The sequence below is a fragment of the Paenibacillus sp. EB106-04-04-XG159 genome (genome assembly GCF_058791835.1).
Genome location: NZ_JBYTDY010000005.1, coordinates 249,531 through 272,747 on the forward strand (window position 1 = coordinate 249,531; position 23,217 = coordinate 272,747).

A 23,217-nucleotide genomic window follows, 5' to 3' on the forward strand; every position below is an offset into this window, starting at 1 on the left:
ATGGGGGAAGTCACAAGGGGATAATCTGGCATAGATAAGATCAATCTCTATACTTCATCTGATCTATAAGACCCCAGAAGTTCACGCAGCATCCGCTCGCGGTTATTCAGGAAGCTCTTCGTGATCGCATAATGCTCCGTATCCTCCAGTTGGGTCAAGCGTACCCCCTCCGCATCCAGCACATAAATATCCGCATTCGGATACGACATAAGGATCGGAGAATGCGTTGCAATAATAAACTGCGAGTTGGCCTCCACCAGCTCGTGCAGGCGGACGATGAGCGACATCTGACGCAACGGCGACAGAGCGGCCTCGGGCTCGTCCATCATATACAGCCCATTCCCGTTCAAGCGATGCATAAAGGTCGCGAAGAAGGCCTCGCCATGCGACTGCTCGTGCAGCGAGCGGCCTCCATAGGAGTCCTTTATCGGCGGCGCGGTGGCTGGCTCCGCATCCAGCCGCTCGATCTCAGAGGCGACATTGTAGTAGCTCTCCGCGCGCAGAAAGAAGCCGTCCTTCGGACGCTTCAGCCCTCGGCTTAGCCGCAGATACTCATGCAGTACCGAGTGTGAGGACATCGTCGTAAAGTTGAAGTTCATCGAGCCCCCCTCTGGATTGAAGCCGCAGGCAACGGCAATCGCTTCGAGGAGCGTTGATTTCCCGCTTCCATTTTCACCGACGATAAAGGTCACCGGCTTGCGAAATGCCAACCGATCCAATTCACGGACCGCATTCAGCGCGAATGGGTAGCTCCGAAAGCTGGGTACCTCATCCCGCTTTAATGAGATTTCCTTCAAGTAAAGCACCTGTCCGTCCCTATCTATGAAGTTCATCTTATTCACCGTACCTTCTGTTTGATCTTCCCAAGCAGCAGTCATTCGCTGTACACTACAACTAATTGTACTAGATACATAGATGGATAAGCCACTATTAACCATCAGCGTAGAGGAGGTCGTGCAATCTATGAAAGATGAGAAGTTCACATTAGCGGCTAACACTGAAAATGCAGAATTAGCAACCTTTGCAGGAGGCTGCTTCTGGTGCATGGTGAAGCCATTTGACCAATGGGATGGGGTACATGCGGTCGTATCCGGCTATACGGGAGGTCATGTCGACCATCCGACCTATGAGCAGGTGAAGAAGCAGACAACAGGTCATCTGGAGGCGGTTCAGATAAGCTATGACCCGCGCAAGATCAGCTATGAGCAGCTGCTGGAGTTATTCTGGGCGCAGATCGATCCAACCGATTCTGAAGGACAATTCCAAGATCGTGGGGAATCCTATACAACAGCGATCTTCGTGCATACGGAGAAGCAGCGAGAGCTTGCTGAAGCCTCGCGTGACAAGCTCGCGGCAAGCGGGCGGTTCGACAAGCCGATCGTCACTCCGATTCGGGATACGGCGCCATTCTATTCGGCGGAGGACTATCATCAAGACTATTACCGCAAGGAGCCGGAGCATTATAAGCAGGATCGCGCGGTATCGGGGCGGGATGAATTTATTCAGAAGCATTGGTCTTCCAATAAGTGAAGTTCAGATGTCCCGTATAATAAAAAGACAGCTGTCAAAGGGATTGGATACCCTTAGACAGCTGTCTTGCTACGGTATAAAGTTACAGCAGACGGCCGCGCAGCTCTGCTGCGGAATGCGGCGACAGTAGTCCGAACGGAATGTCGAACACCGTGCGCGCTCCGCTCTCTCCGTGCTGGGACAAGCGGTATGCCGCGCGAGCATAAGCAACCAGCACGCTGGACGTAAACTCTGGATTGCTGCCCAGGTTCAGGCCGAACTCCATAATTTGTTTCGTGCCTTCGCCTGTTGTACCGCTGCGGAATACAAGCCCGCCATGCGGCATTGCGCTATGGTTAGCCTTCAGCTCTTCTTCACTAATAAAGTTCACGATCGTATTGTAATCGGAGAAGTAGTTTGGCATCGTCTTGATCTGCTCTTCGATGCTTGCTTGATCCGCTCCCTCTTCCGCTACAACAAAGCATTCACGAATGTGCTTGTCGCGAGTCGTAAGCTCCGGATTCTCTCCTGCACGAACTTTGGCAACTGCTTCATCCGATGGAATGGTATACTGTACGCCGCCCTTAACGCCTGGAATACGGCGAATAGCGTCGGAATGTCCTTGGCTGACACCGCGTCCCCAGAACGTGTACTCATGGCCTTCTGGAAGCACAGATTCGAACAATAGACGATTCAAGGAGAATAAGCCTGGATCCCAGCCTGTTGAAATGACCGAGATATGGCCGTTAGCTTCCGCTTCCGCATTCACTTTATCAAAATATTCTGGAATGCGCGCATGCGTATCGAAGCTGTCTACCGCTGTAAAATGCTTCGCGATAGCAGGACCTTGTTCAGGAAGGTCTGTAGCTGAACCCCCGCACAGGATCATAACATCGATCTTGCCTTTATAAGCTTCCACTTCAGACAGCGAAACCGCTGGTACACTTGCATTTACACTTTCAGGGGATCGACGAGTAAATACAGCGACGAGCTCCATATCTGGATTCTGACGAATTGAATATTCAACACCGCGACCTAAATTACCATAACCCACAATACCAATACGAATTGGCGCTTGCATACTTCCACTCCCTTTATATCAAATCTGACTGAATACAGTATATAAGAGATATTATAGTATTTTCAATGTACGGTCGAATGCCGTTCACGTCATCCTGAGCATCTCTCATTTTCTCCATAATTGTGCCTCAATCGCTCAAACGCTTCTTATTCTGCCCTCTGAGCCGCATTTCATGTATTTAGTTCCGCGTCTGACGCTGCTCGCCATGCATGAATCAATCCAAACTTTCATCCATATTGTGCAAATAGAAAGAATCGTATCACCGAAGTTGTTCTTCGAGCGGAGCACAGTCCTTACTCCATACAGCAAAGGCGGCCCCGCAGGCCGCCTCCGTGTTCCATATGCAGATTGTATCTATCCACGATGATCATGTTCCAATAGTTCAATTAACACCTTCAGATCCTTGACCGAGTCCATGTAAGCGTACCGACCGCCTGTGTACTCCCCCTTCTGCACCAGCGGGATGCCGCTGTTCGCGAGAAGTGAGATCTTCTCTTTCATGCCTTGAATGCCGAAGGCAATATGATGCACGCCTTCCCCGTGCTCATCGAGAAATTCACGCCATGTGCTCGGATGCTCATCCGGCTCAATCAGCTCAATCTGCAGCTGTCCGCAGTTGAAGAACGCCAGCTTCGCACGCGCGACAGTCGAAGCGCCCTTGTACTCGGTCTGAGACTTATCCACCGTATCCGTTAAGAACCATGCCGGCTTCTCCACACCGAGAAAATCAGCATAGGCTTGGGACACCCGATCAATATCTTTAACGATGATGCCTATCTGAGTGACTATGTTCGTTCCCAGTACACCATTTTCCATATTCCGATCGTCTCCTTTATGCATCTATTCAGTAGGGTTCAGCACAGCATGATTCTACGTATATACGTTATATAAGTTCCATTTATAGATTGTTCAGCGTCTTCACAATGTCTGCCCCGATGCCAAGCTTATAGCCTTGGAATCGGTATCTCACTTGATGCTGCTTATCCACGACGAGAACCAGCGGATACTCCTGACCGTTCCAGTCGCCAATTGCAGATTGCATCGCAGCCAGACATTCGCCGCCCATATCAACATCATACGTCGTGCGCTCAGGTAAGCCATCCATGCTGAACGTGCCGCGGTCCCGCTGGTCTTCCGCCAGCAGCGCGATACGTCCGCCCCATTGATCCAGCTCCGCCTTCAATTCACGCAGCTCGCGCGCCAGATGCTTGGATGGCTCACGCTCAGGATCCAGCCATGCCAGCACTGCGCATTCATTCGCCGCTTCTTCTCCCGCGATGTCGGCAAGCGCAGCGCGCTGTGCTTCCGTGACTGTGCCTAGAACAGGCACTGCAATCTCTTCCTTGCGGAATTGGATCGTCGCGTTCGTCACTTCGCCTTCGGATACCGTGAAGTAAGCAAAACGAACCAATACCGAGCCGTTTGTAAGGCGTGTGCCAGTCGTGATGCGGTATTGACCGCTAATAACCTCAATCGGCTTATCATACACTTCTTTCTCGCCGTGCGGCAATGTCAGCGTTCGGTAGCTGCCGTTCTCCAGCAACGCCAGCGAGAAGTTCATGCCGTATGCCGCTTCTGGATCTCCTTCTTGACCGCTGCGGCAGAATTGGACATAGCCTGTAGATGCCTTGCTCACAGCTGCGCTTGCATCCGCTTCGAAGTTCGCGTCGTTCCACTGACCCGCGTACCAGTATTGCGGACGCGCATTCAGCGGCTCCAAGCGCGCTGGAATCCCTATGCTGCGCGCGATTGCCACGAAGCAGATGTTCCGGCTCACGCGATCGACATGCTTCAGCTGGAATGCGCCGACCGGCGTCGCCATGCCCTGATAGCGGTCCTGATCGCTCAACACTTCAATCTCTTCCGCGAGGCGGTCAACTAACGCTTGCGGATACTGCGCATAGATGGCGCGATCCGCATCCGCAATCTCCGCTTGGAAGAATGCGCGGTAAGGTCCGATCATCTCAAAGTGAACGCGCGGACATTGCACATACTTCACGAACAGCTCATCATCTTCGATCTGATCACGGAATGCCGCAGACCCGTTCAGATGATCTTCAAGCGTCGGGATCATCGTATCCTGCGGATCCTTCGGACGCAGCGATTCAAGCAGCTTGAGCGCATACTCGCCGTGAATCGGCGTCTGCTGCTGCAGGAACTTGGCAATCTCCGGGCTATTGCCTCTTGCGTTCTTAAGCACCGCACATACGCGATCCTGCGGCAGGCCGAGCTTATCAGCAAGCGTGTTCGACTGCTCTTCATTCCAGAAGCCCGTTTCGAATGCCGTGCGGATCGCTGTGCCGCGCTGAACGCGAGAATCGTTGGCTTCACGTTCTGCATCGCTCATCAGATCATCGCTGCTGTCTGGGATCTCCACTGGCGCTGCCATCGTGAAGTCCAGCGTTTCCACCTGCTCCGGATTCGCCTGCAGCGTCACTTCGAACATCTCAGCATCGCCTACCGAGATCTTGCGATAGCCCCAACCATCTTCATTGCGAACATGAATCAACAGGTCGCCGTAGCCAGTCGTGAATTGAACCTCGCCCTTTTCATTGGTCGGCAGCGTGCTGACCGAGTAGAACTCCGCAAAGTTGTACATCTGAAAATGAACATCCGCATGTACCGGCTTGCCATCCTCATCCACAACTTTAATCGTAATCGTCTTGTGAGGGGCATAGTTGCTGAGCAAATTAATCTCCGTGTACCACGGATGATTGGAGCAGGTCTCCTCCGGTCCGCAATAATCAGCGGACACCCGTGTGTTCACGAGCATCGCGCGGCGCGATGGCGCGCGGAACCAGCCTTCGTTCAGGCGCGCTTCCGGCTCGCATGCGCCGAGGAAGTGCCACGTGCCGTCCGCCCATGCTTCAACCCATGCATGGTTCGAGTCGCAGTGCGCCCAGCGCGGCGTATAGCATTGACGCGCAGGAATACCGATGCTGCGCAGCGCGGCTACGCCCAGTGTCGATTGCTCGCCGCAGCGTCCCAGCGCTGTACGCATCAGCGTCAATGGAGCGACGGTGCGCATATCAGAACCCACATAAGTTGCGCGCTCATGGCACCAGTAGTTCGCTTCAAGAATAGCATCGTACATCGACTTGTCTTTCACGCGGTCATACAGCTCATGAAAGATGACTTCTCGGTTGTTATCGATGTTCTCATTGTTAACACGATACGGAAGCACAAAGTTGAGGAACATATAAAATGGAATCTTATTTCCCCAAGGCGTCAATTCGCGTGTCTTCAACGTACGGCGCACATGCGCAAGGAAGAACTCGCCGTCATAATCAGCCAGATCATGCAGCGGCATATAAGCATACAAGAACTGCAAGCAAATACGCTCTTCATTCGTCAGCTGCTGCTCAAACACACCGAACAAAGCTTGCTCCCGTCCTGCAGCTATTTTCCGTTTATATTGAAACTTCGCTTCCATCTGCTCCAACATGCGCTCATCTGCGAAGCCCACCAAGTTTGTCATTTCATTCACCTGTCCTATGTCAAATGTTGAATCATTCAAACCATACTTTGCCGTCTTCACGGATACGGATCCAGCGTTGTCCATCGCTTGCCTGTTCAGATACTTGGAACATGTTGCCCATCGCTTCAATGTGCGGATCAATGCTCCATACATCATTTCTCTTGAGCTCAGCGAATTCATCCGTAAACGTGCCATGCTCGGCATAATATTGGCGCTGGCGATAATACAGCTTCCGCAGCTCCCACTTGATCAGCTCATCCGCAGGTATCTCGAACTTGAGCTCTTCTTGCGCGCTATCTTCAAATAAGACGAAGCCCCACATTTCCGGATAATGCATATTGATAATTCCTTGCGGACTCCATACCCAGTTATCTTCTGGATAAGCAGAGTTCGTAGCCGGATTAATGACCTTCTCATACTTGCCGTTCTTTACTTCCGCTTGCCACTCCACACGAGAGAAGTTGATGCGCCAGTACTCGCCATGCTTCGGCTTGCGCCCTTCCGGCGCGCACTCCTTCAACACGCTCCACGGCATAGCAACCTCTACACTCCAGCCCTTATTGGCCGCAGCAGGGTTGTTAACCTCGCCGTTGATATGCACCGCGGTTTGGATACCGCGAATATCCCAAGAGTTAATAGCAGGTCCACCGTCACGATATGGCTTCGGCAGCAGCAGATCCCAGATCGTATTCAAGGCATTTATCTCAAATTCATAATAGTTGTGAGTGTCCCCATCTGGATCTATGAAGATTTCAAAGTCATTATCGTAGAAAATAACGGAATCACGTTCAGTCTGATATGCCCAGATCTGATCCTCTTCCATCTCCGCTCCAAAATACAAATATTCATCATCCCAGAGCATCTTAACTCTAGTCCATTTATTAGGCAGCGGCTTCGCGTCGCCTTCAATATCAACGAAATCATCTGTCCAAGGAGCATGCTCCCAAAACGGCTTATCCAGCCGTCCGTCAAGCTTAAACGCTTCCTTCGCCCGCTGACACACATAATGCTTCGGATTAAACGCGGAATGCGGCTCCGGAATACTGCTTCTATTCATACTTAAATCCTCCTCAAAGATGAATATATGTGGTTGTTGGAGTTCATGATGAACCTATTTTACATCTATATACTAGATGGATATGTAAGCATATTCAATAGAATACGGCTTATTTCCATAAAATAAGTTATCGGTAACTCCCCTATCATAATTTATCTTATCTTTGAAGTAATCCGCCAGTCATTTTTCATATGTCCGGAAAATAAATAAAGGGTTGACCCATAGTCATGGTCATGACATATGAGACAGCCCCCGGCAAATAACCTTCAATCACTTACCTGCATAACAACCAACCGAATCGGACTTAATAAGCGTGACATAGATACGTTCCCGCTCCACCGACTCGTCTGCAATCAGCTTAAGCAGCTTCTCTGAAGCTACTGCACCCCATCTGCGCTTCGAATAATCGATCGTCGCAAGGCGCGGATGCACGAACTCCGCCAATTCGATATTATCGAAGCCGACAATATGAATATGCTCACCGATACGATAAGGCGAATCTTTCAATACGTTGTACATCCCGATCGCCATCTCATCGTTCAGGCAGAATACGCCTACTGGCTCCGTATACTCTTCTATGATGCGCTTGGCTGTTTGTTCGCCGCTCGACTTGAGAAAGTTCCCTGGAATCTCGATGTATTCAAGCGGTTGGTTCCGTTCAATCGTTTGTCGCACCGCGTTCATACGCTGATCCGAGTCGAAAGAGTCCTGTGGTCCAGTCATGACATATAGCTTCCGATAGCCTGCTTCAATCAGATATTCTACGGCAAGCGTAGCCCCTGCCTTGTTATCCAACAGCACCTGACTAACATTGTCATGATTCAACTCACGGTCCATCACAACCAGCTTCTGCCCGCGATCTGCATACTGCATCAATTCCTCGCTTGGAAAGAAACCGTCCAATATGATTGCGCCATCCAGCGTTCGTTCAGCCAGCAGCCGATGCGACTGCGGACCGCTGCATATGATCAACTCATAGCCCTTCTTATTCAGAACCTCTTTCATGCCCTGCAGCAACTCACCATAAAAAGCGCCGTCAAAGTCAGTTAAATAAGCGCCAATGATCTTCGTTTCCCTCTTCTTCAACGTTCTCGCGGCAGCATTCGGAATGTAGTTCAGCTCTTTTGCGACCTCAAGTATTTTTCTGCTTGTCTCTGCTGTTACTTTCGGACTACCGTTTAAAGCATATGAAACCGTAGATATGGAAACACCTGCTTGTCTGGCAATATCCTTAATACTAACCACGATACTCGCTCCTATCGTTCAATGCATGAATACTATTACTATAACAAATCATGCGGCGATCTCGAAAGACCGCCGCAAGGAAAATTTTACAGATGAATGATAATAAGATTTTGTTGATCCTTCAACAGCTCATTAAGCTGATGGCGATTGATTCGCACGCCGCCTTCACGGTAGCGGTTCGACACTGCTTCAGCTGCAACTGCCTGCCCATTAATTGTTACTTGAGCTGCAGAACTGCCGCTTAGTCGGTATTCAAATTGTACGTTGCAGCCGTTGACCATAAAGTCAAAGTGAAGTCCATCCAGCTCACGCGGCAGCACTGGGTCAATGACTAGGTCTCCCCCGTCTTGACGAATGCCGAGACAATTCGAGATCAACTGGTTCATATAGATCCCCGGGCCGCTTGAATAGATGCGCCATCCGCCTTTTACCTTCACAGTCCCTTTACGCAGCTCATCGAATCTCTCTTGAGCCTCATAGCGTGTGTTGAACTTCCCGTCCGAGCTGCTGTAGTAGGAATTGCTTTGACGAATCTCAGCATTCGGCACAACATCGCGCAGGCCGACTGGATTGATCATCTGCAATCCTGTCCAAGCTTCATCCGCCTTACCCAGCTTCGCCATCGCTTCTACGAAGCGAATATGCGCATGAACATACTGCAAGCCAACTTCGCGTCCGAAGTTAGATGCCTGCTCGGCACGCTTGAAGTTGCGGCTGACTCCGCCCGCATAGTGAGCTGGACGGTTCATCAAGCGCACGCCGTCCGGGCAATACAGCTCTTTCTTAATAAGCTGATAATGAGCTTCTGCTTGCTCATCTGTCAGCAATTCGCTGATCATGCTTCGAGTCATCGGCAGCAGGCGGTACTGAATGCCTGTCTTCTTATCGGTAGGGTGAAGCATAAGCTCAGCTTCTCCTGGGTTCTCCATGTAGACGAAGCCAGGAATGATACCGGATGAGAGCATGTATTGGTTGAAGTCCGCTTTGATGCCTTCAGCCAATTCTTTCAGCTCTGCAGCCGTTTGCTGATCCGCTTCACCAAGCACCTCTGACAACTGATTGAACACTTGATACGTCAAGGCTACTGTCCAGCTGCTGATCAGGTAACGCTTCAACTGCTTGTTCGCAGGCTGCAGCGTATCATCCCAGTCTCCGTCGCCGTATGAAGAGAGATGCGTATCATGCAGGAAGTGCTGCTTAATATATTCAAGCTCCTTCTTCGCGTGACCAAGCAACGTATCTGTCGTCTCTGTAAAGCCGAAGCCTTCTCGCTTCGTATATGGCACTTGTTCTTGCAAGATCGCAAAGTCGTGTGTCGCGCGCAAATAATCGCTTATCACCTTAAGCGGCCATACGATGATATCGCCGTGGCTTTCTTCCTGCTGAATACGATAGTAGCGGTCGAACATGAACCATTGCGGCCAGTTGCCATCGTCCTCATATTGATGGGAGTACACGGTCTTCAGAATATCGCGCACTTGCTCGTATTTCTGTGTTGCCATAAAGTACTCAGTTGGTCCTTGGCATACGTCCCGCGTTCCCCAAGCTGCACCGCCATATTGTTCAAGTCCGTGCGGTACCGAATAATGAACCAGCATATTATGCGTATACCAGTGTGCAAGAGCATTGAAGTTCTCCAGCTCTGGATGCGCTGCTCCATTGTCGTGGGAGAGATGGAAGCCGTTCATAACCGTATGGATATATTCACGGTAAGCTGCAATCTCAGCTGCTTCATCCATGTCTTGAATTGGCATATCGCCGCCGTTCAACAATCCCTGTACCGTTAAGCTCCACTCGTTGCTTGATCCGAGCTCAAGCACTACAAGCGATGCAGACCCAGCTTGAACATGCTCAGCCAATATCGTTTCGTCCTTAACTGTCATCTCTGTTCCAGACACGCGCATATTGTAGCATAGCTCTGGCAGCGTGCTTGCACTATCCGAAGCCGCATCTGCACGGAACGTCAACGTCGAGCCTGTTTGCTCCATATGGTAAGGAACGAGATACTCGTTATTGTTCATCGCGAGCTGATTCGTTACCAAGAAGCGATAATTAAGGCCCTTCTCAGAGCGCACATTCAACTGCAATTGCGGCTTATCATTCGCAGTAAAGCTGGTAATGATGAGCATATCGTTTGCCATCTTGTAATACCAACGCGCATAGTTGAAGCCAATCTCGAAGACGGCTGGCATCGTCAACAAACGATACTTGCCTTCGTACTCAACGTATATCCGCTGTCCGGATGTCTTCAGCAGATTCAGCGCGTTGCGGGCATTCGTCAACATTTTATTGTTGGACGTGTTGCCCAACACGATCTGCGAATTGAAGATCCCGTACATATAAGAAGTAGATGTTAGCACATGTTCATTCATGCGTGCATTGTCACCAGTCATAACGATGTGGCCATGAGGACGTTCAACACGCATCTCTTTCTCTTTCATCACGACGTGCTCATACGTATCTGTGAAGAATGAGAGCAGTTCACTGCCTTCATATTCTTCCTGACCACGATTCGGGAAGTAGCGATCCAGCTCTTCCTTCGTCATCGCTTCCGAATGCATTGGAGCTCCAAGAAGAGCAGCAGCACACACCTTAGGCTCTGCTTCTGCTTCTACCTTCGGCATCGTCTCAGCCTGTGCCCACGCGTCACGCACTTCTTGTTCATATTCGAGAGCTGTAACCGCATCAGCATGATCTGGTTTCACCATTCCATAGAATACGAATCTGGCATCGCCTTGCAATTGAACACGTTCCGATTGCAGCGCCGTATAAGTAAACTCATATTGATAGACTTCATTAGATAATGATTGCTGCTTAAGCGCCTCTGGCTCATTTGTTTCCTTGTAGGACAAGCCGAAGAATTGATAGCCGTCTGTCGAATAGCCAATTGCTTTCGTCAACGATCCTTGTTGTGTGTATGGGAATCCGCTCGACATCGGCTGATTCTGGCGTGAGCACACCACATATCCACGCTTCTCGTCCTGGAATACAGCATGATCCACATATTGAGCCATGTAGGATTCATTCGTTCTTACTGCTCCTTGGTCAGCGAGGCCTAGGTCCTGACCGTAAATAACATCAACCTCTGCTCCGTTTCCTTTGACGTGGACATCCCAGAACCAGATGCCTGCAGAAGTCAGCGTAAATACAACTTCATACGATACGCCTTCTGTCTCACCCTTATACAGCGCGCGAGACCCATCAAAGCTCACGCGGCTTGCTGAACGAATGCCCAGCATAGGCACAACGCGAATTGCGCCATGTTCGTGGATGCGCAAGTACAAGTTGTTCATAGCCCCGTCGATCGGGTTGGACATGACTTGGTTGACCATAATCTTGCCGTACATGACGTCGCGAATATCTCCGCTCGTCATGAATGTAAATGTAACTTCACCCGCTCGAATCGGGATAGTAGGATTGTTGTTCATCATTGCTTTCATCTCTGACATCGACTCCATTCGAATTGTATACTACTTCTTCAATGTGAATCCAAGCTCCTGAACATCCCGGCTGTTCGGGCCGACATAAACGGAGAATGTACCTGCATCACTTCTATATTGCAGATCCGCATGATGATAACGGAGCTGTTGTTCCGTTATTGTAAATGTCACTTGCGTGCTTTCACCCGGCAAGAGCTTCACCTTGCGGAATGATTTCAATTCCTTCAATGGACGGACTACGTCTCCTGAATGATCGCGAACATAGAGCTGTACAACCTCTTCCCCTTCAATGTCGCCTGTATTCGCAACTTGAATCGTGACTTCAAGAGGCTGTTCTTCTGTCATCAGCTGCGAAGACAGAGCCGCCTCTCCATAGGAGAAAGTCGTATAGCTCAGGCCGTAGCCGAATGGAAGCAGCGCTTCGTTCGGAATGTCCAGGTACTGCGACACATATCGCACTTGGGCATCTGGAGCACCCTGCGGACGACCTGTATTGAAATTATTGTAGTACACCGGAACCTGTCCTACGCTGTACGGGAATGACATCGTCAGCTTACCGGACGGATTAGCTTCGCCATACAGCAGCTTCGCTACAGCCGCGCCGCCATCAGTTCCTGGATACCATGCTTCCAGCACCGCGTCTGCTTGGTCAATCACACCGTGCAGATCAAGCGGACGGCCGTTAAAGAGCACGACAGCCATCGGCTTGCCGAGCGACTTCAATGACGCGATCAATACCAATTGGATAGCAGGCAGGCGAATATCCGCGCGGCAGCCTGCTTCACCGCTCATATCGGAGTGCTCACCAAGTGCAAGCACGATCACATCGGCTGCCTTCGCGGTCTCAATCGCAGCTTGCAGCTGCCCTTCCTCCGCGCTTTCGATGCCGCAGCCTGGAGCGATCGCGATCTGCGCTGCTCCCGCGATGCTGGTCATGCCATCAGCAAGCTGAATAGCATCGTCGCGCGAGCCGAGCCATGACCACGGCCCAAGAATGTCGCCGTTCTGCGCAAACGGGCCGATAAGCGCCACCTTCTGCTCTTTGGCAAGCGGCAGTACGCCTTCGTTCTTAAGCAGCACGCACGCCTTAAGTGCCGCATCGTGTGCCGCACGGCGATGCTCTTCGCTGAGCACAACCGTTTGCTCCAGCTCAGGATCTGCCCCGCGCAGCGGATTCTCAAACAGCCCCAGCTTCGACTTCAGCTTCAGAATGCGCAGCACCGCTTCATCGATCAGCGCTTCATCCACCTCGCCGCTTTCAATTAATTCATTCAGATGATGCTCATAGCATGAGGTCATCATTTCCATATCTACACCTGCATGGATTGCCTTATAAGCAGCTTCCTTCTCATCAGCGGCTACACCATGCGGAATCATTTCCTTAACCGCGCCCCAATCGGATATGAGCACGCCGTCGAAGCCCCACTCATCCCGCAGCAGATCGCGCATCAATCGCTTATTGCCGCTTGCCGGCACACCATCCACTGTATTGAAGGACGTCATCACCATCTCGCAGCCTTCTTCAAGCGCTGCTTTATAGGAAGGCAAATAATATTCGCGACGCATCCATTCAGACATGTCGACCGTATTATAATCCCGTCCGCCTTCTGCTGCGCCATATGCCGCAAAGTGCTTCACGCACGCTGCAACTTTGCTGGTGTCGTTGCTCAGGTCGCTTCCTTGAAATCCGCGAACGAACGCGCGAGCGAACTCCCCGTTCAAGTACGGATCCTCGCCTGTCGATTCCATCACGCGCCCCCATCTCGGGTCACGCACCAGATCGACCATCGGCGCGAAGGTTACATGCACTCCTGCAGCCGCAGCTTCTTTCGCGGCAACCGCTGCGCTTTGCTCCGCAAGCTCCATATCCCAGGAGCATCCGATCGCAAGCGGAACCGGGAAGATCGTTTTGTAACCGTGAACAATATCCGCCATAACGATTAGGGGAATACCCAATCGGTTATACTTCATATGAGTCTCTTGAACTGCTGCTACACTAGCAGCCCCAGTCAATCCCAGAACGGAACCCGAATTACGAACCGTTTCTTCTGTGATACCTAAGGAGGCCATTGGACCGGTAATTTGCCCTTCACTATTTACACCTTCATAAAAAGGTGGTGCCAATTGCAGCAGCTGCGCGATCTTCTCAGCACGTGTCATCTGCTTCATCAGTGATATCAATTGTTGTTCCGTCAAAGGTATAACCTCCATCTCATGGCCAGCCCTATGTCTCAAGTAGAATGATACCGGTAATATGGGCTCCATGTTGCTCTTCATCGGTAATTGAAATAGAAAACGCATACTCGAAACGTTTTTATTCATATGAATTTGATTATAAAGCTCTGTTTTAATACAGTCAACCGTAACAATAATGCGATTACAAAGAAATCGAATCGTTTTTATTTTTTAGAAAAATGTACTTGAATGCGATTTCAGAATAGTTTATACTGTGAATCGAAACGTTTTGATCTTGTGCATTACCGCTTTCATTGCTATATTATTGACATATCGAAACGTTTCAAGACAGCGCTTTATTTCGAGCTTTCTGTTTTGTTAAGGCAATCCTAAGGGGCGATCATACCAAGGCATGTGGAGGTGCAAGGCATTCTATCGGATTGTTCACAGAATGTAAGTCTGCAATAAAGTGTGCAATAATGAAATGAATAAAACACATCTTGAATAACTAGGAGGAATAATCAGCATGAAGAAATCATTATCGATTGTTTTGGCCACAACAATGTTGTTTATGGGTGTACTCACAGGGTGCTCATCCAAGAACGATGACGCAGCTCAAGGTACTACTGATGGAAAGACTGGAGAGCAAGTTACTCTTAACGTATGGGCTATGGGCGAAGAAGGCAAGATACTTCCTCAGCTCGCTGAAGAGTTCACGAAAGAAAACCCTGACATCAAAGTAAATGTACTGGCTATGCCTTGGGATCAAGCACATGATAAATTGCTGACTGCTATCGCATCCAAAAAAGGTCCAGACGTTGTCCAAATGGGTTCATCTTGGATTCCAGAATTCGGTGATGCAGGCGCAATCGCTGACCTGGCACCTTACCTTGAACAATATCCTGAATTGAAGCAAGAAAACTTCTATTCAGGTGCAGCTGAATTCGCAACATACGACGGAAAATACCTTTCAGCTCCTTGGTACGTAGATACTCGCTTCCTCTATTACCGTACAGACTTGCTGAAAGAAGTTGGTTACGATAAAGCTCCTGAAACATGGGAAGAATTATCCGATGCCGCTCAGAAGCTTGCTGCTCGCGGCGAAGGCAAATACGGTATGTCGATCGATGCTAAAGAACAATCCCTCGGCTTCATGTTCGCTCGTCAGAACGGTTCCGAGTGGTTTGATGCAAACGGCAAGCCATTGTTAAACCAGCCTGAGTTCGTAGAAGCAGTTGAATATGCTAACAGCTTCTTCCAAAACGGATCTACTCCGGTCGATCTTGGACTTGATACGATCGTTGCGTTTAAAGACGAAGGTATCGTACCTATGTTCATCAGCGGTCCTTGGATGATTAAGATGATCCAAGATCAGGCTCCAGAATTGGAAGGCAAATGGGCAACAGCCGTATTGCCTAAGAAAGAAAACAACATGTCCATCTTGGGCGGTTCCGGCTTGTCCATCTTCGAATATTCAACTCAAAAAGATGCTGCCGCGAAATTCATTGCTTACATGAGCAAGCCTGAAACTCAATTGAAATGGTTTGAAATGTCCCGCGCTCTGCCTGCTTCAACTGCTGCATGGGAGAACGAGGTATTCACAACCGATGCTAACTACAAAGTTATCCGCGAACAATTGGATAATTCAGCGCCTGTACCGGTAATTAAGGAATGGGATGAAATCAGCCAAGTATACGTTAAGAGCTTTGAGAGAATTTACCGTGGTAAAGCAGACGTACAAAAAGAAATGGATGAATTCAATAAGCAAGTCGAGAAGATCCTTAGCAAATAAGAATCTAGTATAATCCGCTAACCGGCAGAAATGCCGGTTAGCTCCTATTAATCTACTTGTACTGGACGTAAGAGTAAAGGAAGTGATGATTCGTTATGAAAGCTTTTTTAAATCGTAGAGCTCCATACTTCTTCATAGCGCCAACATTAATATTGCTCACTTTGTTTTCATTAGTTCCGATTGTAGTCGCTCTGTTCATCAGCTTTACAGACATGGACATGAGTGGATTAGGAAACCTGAGCAATGTCGATTTTGTCGGGTTTGACAACTATGTCGAGGTTATGGCTGACCCTCTCTTTCTGAAAGCCATCAGCAATACGTTGTTCTACGTTATTATCGGCGTTCCGCTCGTTATTCTGTTTTCACTTGGCATCGCCATATTGATCAATCTCGGAACGTCGCGAATATTCAAAGCATTTCGTGTCGTTTACTACTTGCCTTCTGTAACTAACGTTGTCGCTGTAGCTGTTGTATGGAGTTACATGTACAATCCAACGCTCGGCCTATTAAACTACGTGCTGGATCAAGTCGGCCTGCCGGCAGTTCCATGGTTGACAGATCCGACGATGGCGAAAGTATCGCTTATTCTGCTCGCGCTCTGGAGAGCAATTGGTCTTAATATGATCATCTTCATCGCTGCGCTTCAAGGCATACCGAAGTCCTATTATGAAGCTGCACAGCTGGATGGAGCGAATACATGGCAGCAAATAAGAAATATTACAGTACCTATGCTGCGCTTCGCGATCTTCTTCGTATCGATTACAACTATGATTGGTTGGCTGCAATTCTTTGAAGAACCGATGATTATGACAAAAGGCGGACCTCTCGACGGCACAACCTCGGTAGCATTGTTCATTTACAATAACGGCTTCCAATTGAGCAACTTTGGTTATGCGGCCGCAGGCTCATTCATACTGTTCGCAGCCATTATAACCATCACGCTTATTCAATTAAAAGTGCAGAAAAATGATACCGACATGGTGTAAGAAACGGAGGTGCATCTATGAGCTCAACTACTGTTAATTCGAAATCAATGCCCAATAATCATAAATCAAAGTCTTTTAGCGCAGATCAAAAGCACAAGCTATTTCAGTGGGTCGTTGGCATTGTGCTGACAATAGGCGGCATCCTGTTCATGCTTCCCTTCGTGTGGATGATTCTATCCTCATTCAAGCCAGAGGCAGAGATTATGTCGATTCCGCCTACCCTGTGGCCGGAGACGTTCACATTTGATAATTATAAAGATCTGTTTACCAAAATGAACTTCGATGTTTATTTGGTTAATACCCTGATCGTCGTATTCTTCTCGTTATGCGGCATGATGCTTAATGCTGTTGCAGGATATGGATTTGCCAAGTACGATTTCAAAGGTAAGAAAAGCTTGTTCGTACTCGTTCTGGCAACGATGATGATTCCATCGCAAGTTACCATGATTCCGGTATATCTGATTCTTAACTCGATGGGTCTGACCAATACGATGATCGGTGTCGTTCTTCCAAGTCTCGTTGGTGCATTCGGGGTCTTCTTGTTCCGACAGTTCATGTCTACCATACCGACTGAGCTGCTCGAGGCGACTCGCCTAGAAGGAGCGAGTGAATATCGCATCTTCGCACAGATCGTCTTGCCAATCTCGAAGCCGATCTTGGCTGTACAAGCAGTCTTGGCTTTCATCGGCGGCTGGAACAGCTTCTTGTGGCCGTTGATTATCGCCAACGACGAGAGTCTGTATACATTGTCTGTTGGACTATCTCTATTGAAGGGACAATACAGCAGCAACTACGCACTGCAGATGGCAGGTGCAGCATTCATGGTCGTCCCAGTTATGATCATCTTTACTTATTTCCAGAAGCATATTATTGAAAACTTCTCAATATCAGGCATGAAATAATGACATGAAGTATGGTAGCTTTCATAACGCATCATCAAACTACCGCTGGAGTCTATGACTCCAGCGGCTTTTAACATAATTAATAGTTTCATGAAAGGGTGAATGGCATGTCACAAGAGACATACAAGCGTCCCAATATTCTGTTTATTATGTCAGATGATCACGCCTCGCATGCGATCAGCGCCTATGGCAGCCGAGTGAATTCGACTCCGAATCTGGATCGAATCGCGAACGAAGGCGTTCGTTTCGACAATTGCTTCTGCACGAACTCGATCTGTGCGCCAAGCCGAGCTACTATCCTTACCGGTGTATACAACCATATCAATGGCGTTAAGACACTTGGAGACGATCTGGACGGCAGACAAGTCACATTCCCTAAGCTGCTGCAAGCAGACGGATATCAAACCGCTATGATCGGAAAATGGCATCTGGGGCACGGCGGAAACTATGATCCTACTGGCTTCGACTACTGGAATGTACTTCCGGATCAAGGAGACTACTATGATCCAGACATGATCGAGATGGGTAATAAGAAGCGTTATGAAGGCTATGTGACCGATATTATTACCGATATGTCCTTGAATTGGATCAAGGACCGTGATCCTGAACATCCATTCATGCTCATGTGCCATCACAAGGCACCTCACCGTCATTGGGAGCCGGACAAGAAGCATATGCACCTGTATGAAGATATTGATATTCCGGAACCTGAGACATTTAACGATGATTACGCCACTCGCTCTCAAGCAGCGGTTCAAGCTAAGATGCGCATTGATGATCTGAATGATCTCGATACGAAAGGCGCGCCGCCAGAAGGATTAACTCCTGAAGAAGTGAGAAGTTGGAAGTACCAGCGTTATATGAAAGACTACTTGCGCTGCATCGCATCCATCGATGATAACGTCGGCAGAATGCTGGACTACTTGGATGAAGCAGGCTTGGCAGAGGATACGATCGTGATCTATACCTCCGATCAGGGCTTCTTCCTCGGTGATCATGGATGGTTCGATAAGCGCTTTATGTATGAGGAATCCCTTCGCATGCCATTCCTGGTACGTTATCCGCGTGAAATCAAGCCTGACATCGTAAACTCGGACATCGTTCTCAACACAGACTTTGCACCGACGTTCCTCGAATATGCCGGATTGCCGATTCACGAGCGCATGCAGGGCAAGAGCATTCGCCCACAGTTTAACGGTGTGACGCCAGATGATTGGCGGACATCGATGTATTACCGCTACTGGATGCACTTAGACGGCTGTCATGAAGTCTACTCCCACTACGGAATTCGCACGCATGACTATAAGCTGATCTACTATTATGCACAGGCGCTTGGCACGACCGATTCAAGGGACGAGGATCGTCCGCCAGAATGGGAACTGTTTGACCTCAAGCAAGATCCGTACGAACTGAACAATGTATATAACTCCCCAGAATACGCCGATCGCGTGAAATCATTGACTGCTGAATTGGAGCAATTGATTGCAGACGCGAAGGATGAAGCTGTTCATTAAACTTATAATTCATCGGAGGCATTCATCATATGATACAAATACATGATCAGAAGATAACGATTAACGGACAAGATACGATATTGTACGGTGGAGAATTGCATTATTTCCGCGTACCGAAGAAAGATTGGAGAGCGCGAATTCGCTCGATCAAGGAAACGGGCGGCAACCTGGTCAGCACCTATATTCCATGGGTGTTTCACGAGCAGGAAGAAGGAGACATCGACCTGACAGGCCGTACTTTCCCTGAGAAGGACATTAAGCACTTCCTTGATCTGATCGCAGAGGAAGGCATGTATTGTCTGGTACGTCCAGGCCCTTATGTTATGGCGGAAATCATTGATCATGGCGTTCCAGGCTGGTTTATTGACCGCTACCCTGAAGGCTGTGCTCATAAGAAGGACGGCAGCCGACATGAAAGCCGCATCGCGAGCTATATGAGTCCTGTATTCCTTGACAAGGTCAACATCTGGTACCGCGAAATCTGCGGCCTGCTGGCGCCTTATCAAGTACAGAACGGCGGGCCTGTTGTGATGTTCCAGCTCGATAATGAGATTGGCATGCTGAACTGGGTTACGAATCAGATCGACTTTAATGATTCTACCTTGGATGCCTTTGTTCCTTATTTCTGCGAGTATTACTCAGAAGAAGAAATGAAGGAAACCTACGGCATCACGAAAGATGAAGCAGCAGCATTTATTCGCCAAGAGCTTAAGAACCCTACTGAAGCATACGCATTGCCGATGCAGCAAGTAAGCGGACATTTCCATCGTCAATACTACCGCATGTATGTTGATCAATTGAAGAAGCTTGCGAATAGCTACGATATTGATCTGCCGTTTGTTATCAATGTGCATGGCTTCCATACAGATGATCTGGTTAAGCGCGGCACGATGTATCCAATCGGGCTGTCACAGCTGATGGATACTGGAGAAGTAGAAGGCACGATGTTCGCTGGTGACTACTACCTTGGCAATATCGAATACGATAACTACATCGATATCATATTGGCAAATGCCTTTACACGCGCTGTTCAACCTGCGAATCAGCCGTTGTTCTCTGCTGAGTTCCAAGGCGGATGCATCTTCGACCGCCCTCGTCTGCAGCCGAAAACATTCGACCTGACGACTCGCCTCTGTGTTGCTGCTGGTATGGATGCGATCAACTATTACATGTTCGTTGGCGGCGAGAACTATAACGGCATCGGCATCTTCGGTCGCCGTCATGATTGGCAGACGCCTGTTGCGCTCGACGGCTCGCTGCGCCCGCATTATGGCACTATCCAGCATATCGGTAAGATGCTGAAGCTGTACGGTTCCAAGCTTGCTAATACAAAGCCGCAGTTCGATACAACTCTCGGCTTCTATCCGGACTATTACATGACCGAGTATCATAATGAAATCACGGAAGGTGTTGCGAAACGACTGAAGCAAGCTAGAGAAGTCAACTTTAACAGCAGCTTCGTGAAATTCCTCGTTCACCATAATGTGGTGGTAGACGCCTACAATATGCTGAAGCAAGAAGACATCGACGTGAAGCGCACTCCTGTGTTGTGGATGTTCTCAACAGAGTGGATGGCTGCGGATGTTCAACGCAGACTTGTAAGCTATGTGGAGCGCGGCGGCAAGCTCATCATCTTCCCAGAACTGCCTAGCAAGGGCATGGATGGCAAGCCTTGTACGATTCTGATGGATGCACTTAACTCACGTGTGCTGAATAAGTTCAAGAATGACTTCGCTCGCATGGAGAAGATGGACTCTATCTATTGCAACGAAGTAGAAACGTATGACGCAAAAGACGGTGCATTCGCATGGCATGAAGGCAATGGAGAAGCTGTTGCGTTCGAGAAGAAGATTGGCGCAGGTACTGCGTACGTATTCGGTATGACATTATCCGGCGACTTCGAGTATCAGAAGGATGTCATTGGACTCGTCATGAAACAGGTAGGCTTCTCATCCGATATTCAGCTTGATGCTGAATTGGATGTTTCGATACGGAAGTCGGAAGATGGCAGCATGTTCGTATTCATGCACAACTTCGATTTCTGGTCTAAGAAGACGACTGTCCGTTTCCGCGGCGAACTGCTGTTCAACGGAGCCACGATTGAAGTTGGTGCGAACTCTGGTCTGATGCTGCCGATCAACGTAGCACTGACAGACGAGCTGAAGATCATCTCCTCTACTGCCGAATTTACCGGTTTAGAGACTATCGGAAATGAACTGGTACTCTCGATTGCACCAGCTACTGAGCCTAAGACGATCGAGGTGCAGACTCGCGGCTTAGCACCGCAGTCTCAACCAGGAGTGAACATTGAAGCTTTAGGCGATGGCCGCTTCAAGATTGCTATGGACGAAACGAAAGCAGCCGTTAACCTGCGCTTTGCATAACTTGAATAAGGCTGCCACGCGAGCGATATCCGCTTGTGTGGCAGCTTTTTCTTTACCGCCCCCCATTTTCCAAATTGTCACAGACCGATTCTATCTACTCCCCTGCTATTGCTGCTTCATATACGAATTCTATGTTTGACGATGTAATGAAACTAGTGGATCGATTCAAAAAAATATCAAAAATATAGGTTGGTAAATAAAGACTTTTGATATGTGAAATAGTATATTAAACTATGTAGGTACTTACATGTGGTTCTATCTACCATATGGACAAACTTGAGTAGGAAATAGCATAGAATATAACACCTGCCTTAACCAATAAGACCATGTAGGGGGAGTTAATATTGTCTAAATTACAATCCTATTTATTTGAAAAAGTGAACCCAAAAGATGTGATGTTACTTGAAGAAGGCATGAACGGATTAATTGCCGTGACTTCTAGTATCGTCTACTTAGTAAGAGGTAAATTATTGGAGAAGAAATCAATCAAGACATATTCCATTTCTAGCATTTCTTCTATTGATCTTAAAAAGCCTAGTATATTCACAAGAGGCTTCTTTCAGATTATATCCAGCGGGAGCGGTGATCGCACCAAGCGAACAAGTTCGCATATGGATCTCGCCAAGGATGAGAATACGGTCATGTTTGCATCCGCTTCATATGATCAGTTTATTAAGATCGAACAAATAATATATAAATTGAGAGACACGGCGAAAGCCCCCGCTACGATTCACGTAACAGCTAATAACGAGGACGATGCTCTTGCCAAGCTGGAGAAGCTCGCTAAGCTAAGAGATCAGAACGTGATTACAGCCGAAGAATTCGAGGCCAAGAAAGCTGAGCTACTAGCCAAATTGTGATACATATTAGAAAAACATACTCATGAACATACAATAGCGCGGCTCTCGGTTACTCGAGAAGCTGCGCTGTTTTTCATATCGGTAGTGGTGCTGATGAAGGTAATTAAACCCTGACCTCCCCATTTCGAGAGGGATCATTACCGCGTACCAATTTAGGCAATATTTTGAACTTTTTATAATTATTACTTCATTACTACTGGAAATCATGTACAATATCTATTTGTGACATCATTTCTTAGGAGGGGTAATATGAAAAAGATAGCAGTGTTGTTCGTTTTAATGTCCGTCATTTTTGCTGGTTGTGGTTCATCTAACAAAGCAGATGAAAAACTTGCAGTCGATTACATCAACTCATTCATGAATGAAACTGATGTAGAGGCTAAAAAGAAATTTGTTGAGGAAAACGTCCATCCTGATATTAAGCCACTTTTCCAACTGGGACAATCGAATGTGTTAGAAGAAAGTGAAATGCTTAAAGATCCAAAAGTCATTGAATCCATTGATTATGAAGAAAAGGGAGAAAAGGGCACTCTGGTACTGATAAGCGGATCAGTTAATGGAGAGCAAAATGAAATTATCGTTTTGATTTTAGAAGGTAAGTTGGGATTTGCATTTAATAGCAACGTAGAAAATGAAGCACTAAAGAATACTTATGATGAAATGCGTTCAGAATTTAAAGCTAAGCCATTAAAGTAGGATAAAGAGCCATAGGATCATTGAAGTGCTACCTGTCAAGTAGACAGTGTAAAAAACAAAAACAGTTGGTTTATTTTCCTCAGCTCGGTTTAACAGAG

16 protein-coding genes are annotated in these 23,217 nt (G+C 48.2%); 8 read left to right on the forward strand and 8 right to left on the reverse strand.

All coding sequences use genetic code 11. The features are described from left to right. Positions 1 to 47: 47 nt before the first annotated feature. Positions 48 to 833 (reverse strand): AAA family ATPase, encoded by a 786-nt coding sequence (locus AC3WTP_RS08570; protein WP_492394199.1) that lies wholly within the window; start codon positions 831 to 833, stop codon positions 48 to 50. A 130-nt stretch (positions 834 to 963) separates the two neighbouring features. Here AC3WTP_RS08570 and msrA point away from each other — a divergent pair, with 130 nt between their 5' ends. After that, the gene (msrA, locus tag AC3WTP_RS08575; RefSeq protein WP_492394173.1) at positions 964 to 1,530 is read left to right on the forward strand and encodes a peptide-methionine (S)-S-oxide reductase MsrA; all 567 of its coding nucleotides are present in this window, start codon (positions 964 to 966) and stop codon (positions 1,528 to 1,530) included. Between the two features lie 82 nt (positions 1,531 to 1,612). Here the strand turns inward: msrA and AC3WTP_RS08580 are convergent, their stop codons facing one another. The 7 genes from AC3WTP_RS08580 to bglX form a co-directional block, all read right to left on the reverse strand. Continuing rightward, positions 1,613 to 2,590 (reverse strand): diaminopimelate dehydrogenase, encoded by a 978-nt coding sequence (locus AC3WTP_RS08580; protein WP_492394174.1) that lies wholly within the window; start codon positions 2,588 to 2,590, stop codon positions 1,613 to 1,615. 354 nt (positions 2,591 to 2,944) lie between these two features. Continuing rightward, a complete protein-coding gene (locus AC3WTP_RS08585; protein WP_492394175.1) occupies positions 2,945 to 3,406 on the reverse strand; it encodes a VOC family protein in 462 nt (153 codons plus the stop codon). An 82-nt stretch (positions 3,407 to 3,488) separates the two neighbouring features. Beyond that, the gene (locus tag AC3WTP_RS08590) at positions 3,489 to 6,068 is read right to left on the reverse strand and encodes a transglutaminase family protein (RefSeq protein ID WP_492394176.1); all 2,580 of its coding nucleotides are present in this window, start codon (positions 6,066 to 6,068) and stop codon (positions 3,489 to 3,491) included. Between the two features lie 31 nt (positions 6,069 to 6,099). After that, positions 6,100 to 7,125: a carbohydrate-binding family 9-like protein gene (locus tag AC3WTP_RS08595; protein ID WP_492394177.1), complete on the reverse strand. Its 1,026-nt coding sequence runs from the start codon at positions 7,123 to 7,125 to the stop codon at positions 6,100 to 6,102. Positions 7,126 to 7,395: 270 nt separating this feature from the next. Then, positions 7,396 to 8,370: a LacI family DNA-binding transcriptional regulator gene (locus AC3WTP_RS08600; RefSeq protein WP_492394178.1), complete on the reverse strand. Its 975-nt coding sequence runs from the start codon at positions 8,368 to 8,370 to the stop codon at positions 7,396 to 7,398. A gap of 86 nt (positions 8,371 to 8,456) precedes the next feature. Beyond that, positions 8,457 to 11,810 carry a GH36-type glycosyl hydrolase domain-containing protein gene (locus AC3WTP_RS08605; protein ID WP_492394179.1) on the reverse strand — a complete coding sequence of 1,118 codons (3,354 nt, stop codon included), beginning with the start codon at positions 11,808 to 11,810 and terminating at the stop codon, positions 8,457 to 8,459. Positions 11,811 to 11,840: 30 nt separating this feature from the next. Continuing rightward, on the reverse strand, positions 11,841 to 14,021 hold the full coding sequence (gene bglX, locus AC3WTP_RS08610) for a beta-glucosidase BglX (protein ID WP_492394180.1): 2,181 nt from the start codon (positions 14,019 to 14,021) through the stop codon (positions 11,841 to 11,843). A gap of 490 nt (positions 14,022 to 14,511) precedes the next feature. Here bglX and AC3WTP_RS08615 point away from each other — a divergent pair, with 490 nt between their 5' ends. The 7 genes from AC3WTP_RS08615 (at position 14,512) to AC3WTP_RS08645 (ending at position 23,119) form a co-directional block, all read left to right on the forward strand. After that, complete coding sequence (locus tag AC3WTP_RS08615; protein WP_492394181.1) at positions 14,512 to 15,777, forward strand: sugar ABC transporter substrate-binding protein; 1,266 nt, start codon at positions 14,512 to 14,514, stop codon at positions 15,775 to 15,777. 95 nt (positions 15,778 to 15,872) lie between these two features. Further along, positions 15,873 to 16,763, forward strand: a complete 891-nt coding sequence (locus AC3WTP_RS08620; protein ID WP_458569168.1) for a carbohydrate ABC transporter permease — start codon at positions 15,873 to 15,875, stop codon at positions 16,761 to 16,763. 47 nt (positions 16,764 to 16,810) lie between these two features. After that, complete coding sequence (locus AC3WTP_RS08625; protein ID WP_492394200.1) at positions 16,811 to 17,665, forward strand: carbohydrate ABC transporter permease; 855 nt, start codon at positions 16,811 to 16,813, stop codon at positions 17,663 to 17,665. 107 nt (positions 17,666 to 17,772) lie between these two features. Next, the gene (locus AC3WTP_RS08630; RefSeq protein ID WP_492394182.1) at positions 17,773 to 19,179 is read left to right on the forward strand and encodes a sulfatase family protein; all 1,407 of its coding nucleotides are present in this window, start codon (positions 17,773 to 17,775) and stop codon (positions 19,177 to 19,179) included. 29 nt (positions 19,180 to 19,208) lie between these two features. Continuing rightward, positions 19,209 to 21,563 carry a beta-galactosidase gene (locus AC3WTP_RS08635; protein WP_492394183.1) on the forward strand — a complete coding sequence of 785 codons (2,355 nt, stop codon included), beginning with the start codon at positions 19,209 to 19,211 and terminating at the stop codon, positions 21,561 to 21,563. A gap of 344 nt (positions 21,564 to 21,907) precedes the next feature. Further along, positions 21,908 to 22,423 (forward strand): SHOCT domain-containing protein, encoded by a 516-nt coding sequence (locus AC3WTP_RS08640; RefSeq protein WP_492394184.1) that lies wholly within the window; start codon positions 21,908 to 21,910, stop codon positions 22,421 to 22,423. A gap of 249 nt (positions 22,424 to 22,672) precedes the next feature. After that, a complete protein-coding gene (locus tag AC3WTP_RS08645) occupies positions 22,673 to 23,119 on the forward strand; it encodes a hypothetical protein (RefSeq protein ID WP_492394185.1) in 447 nt (148 codons plus the stop codon). Positions 23,120 to 23,217: the final 98 nt, after the last annotated feature.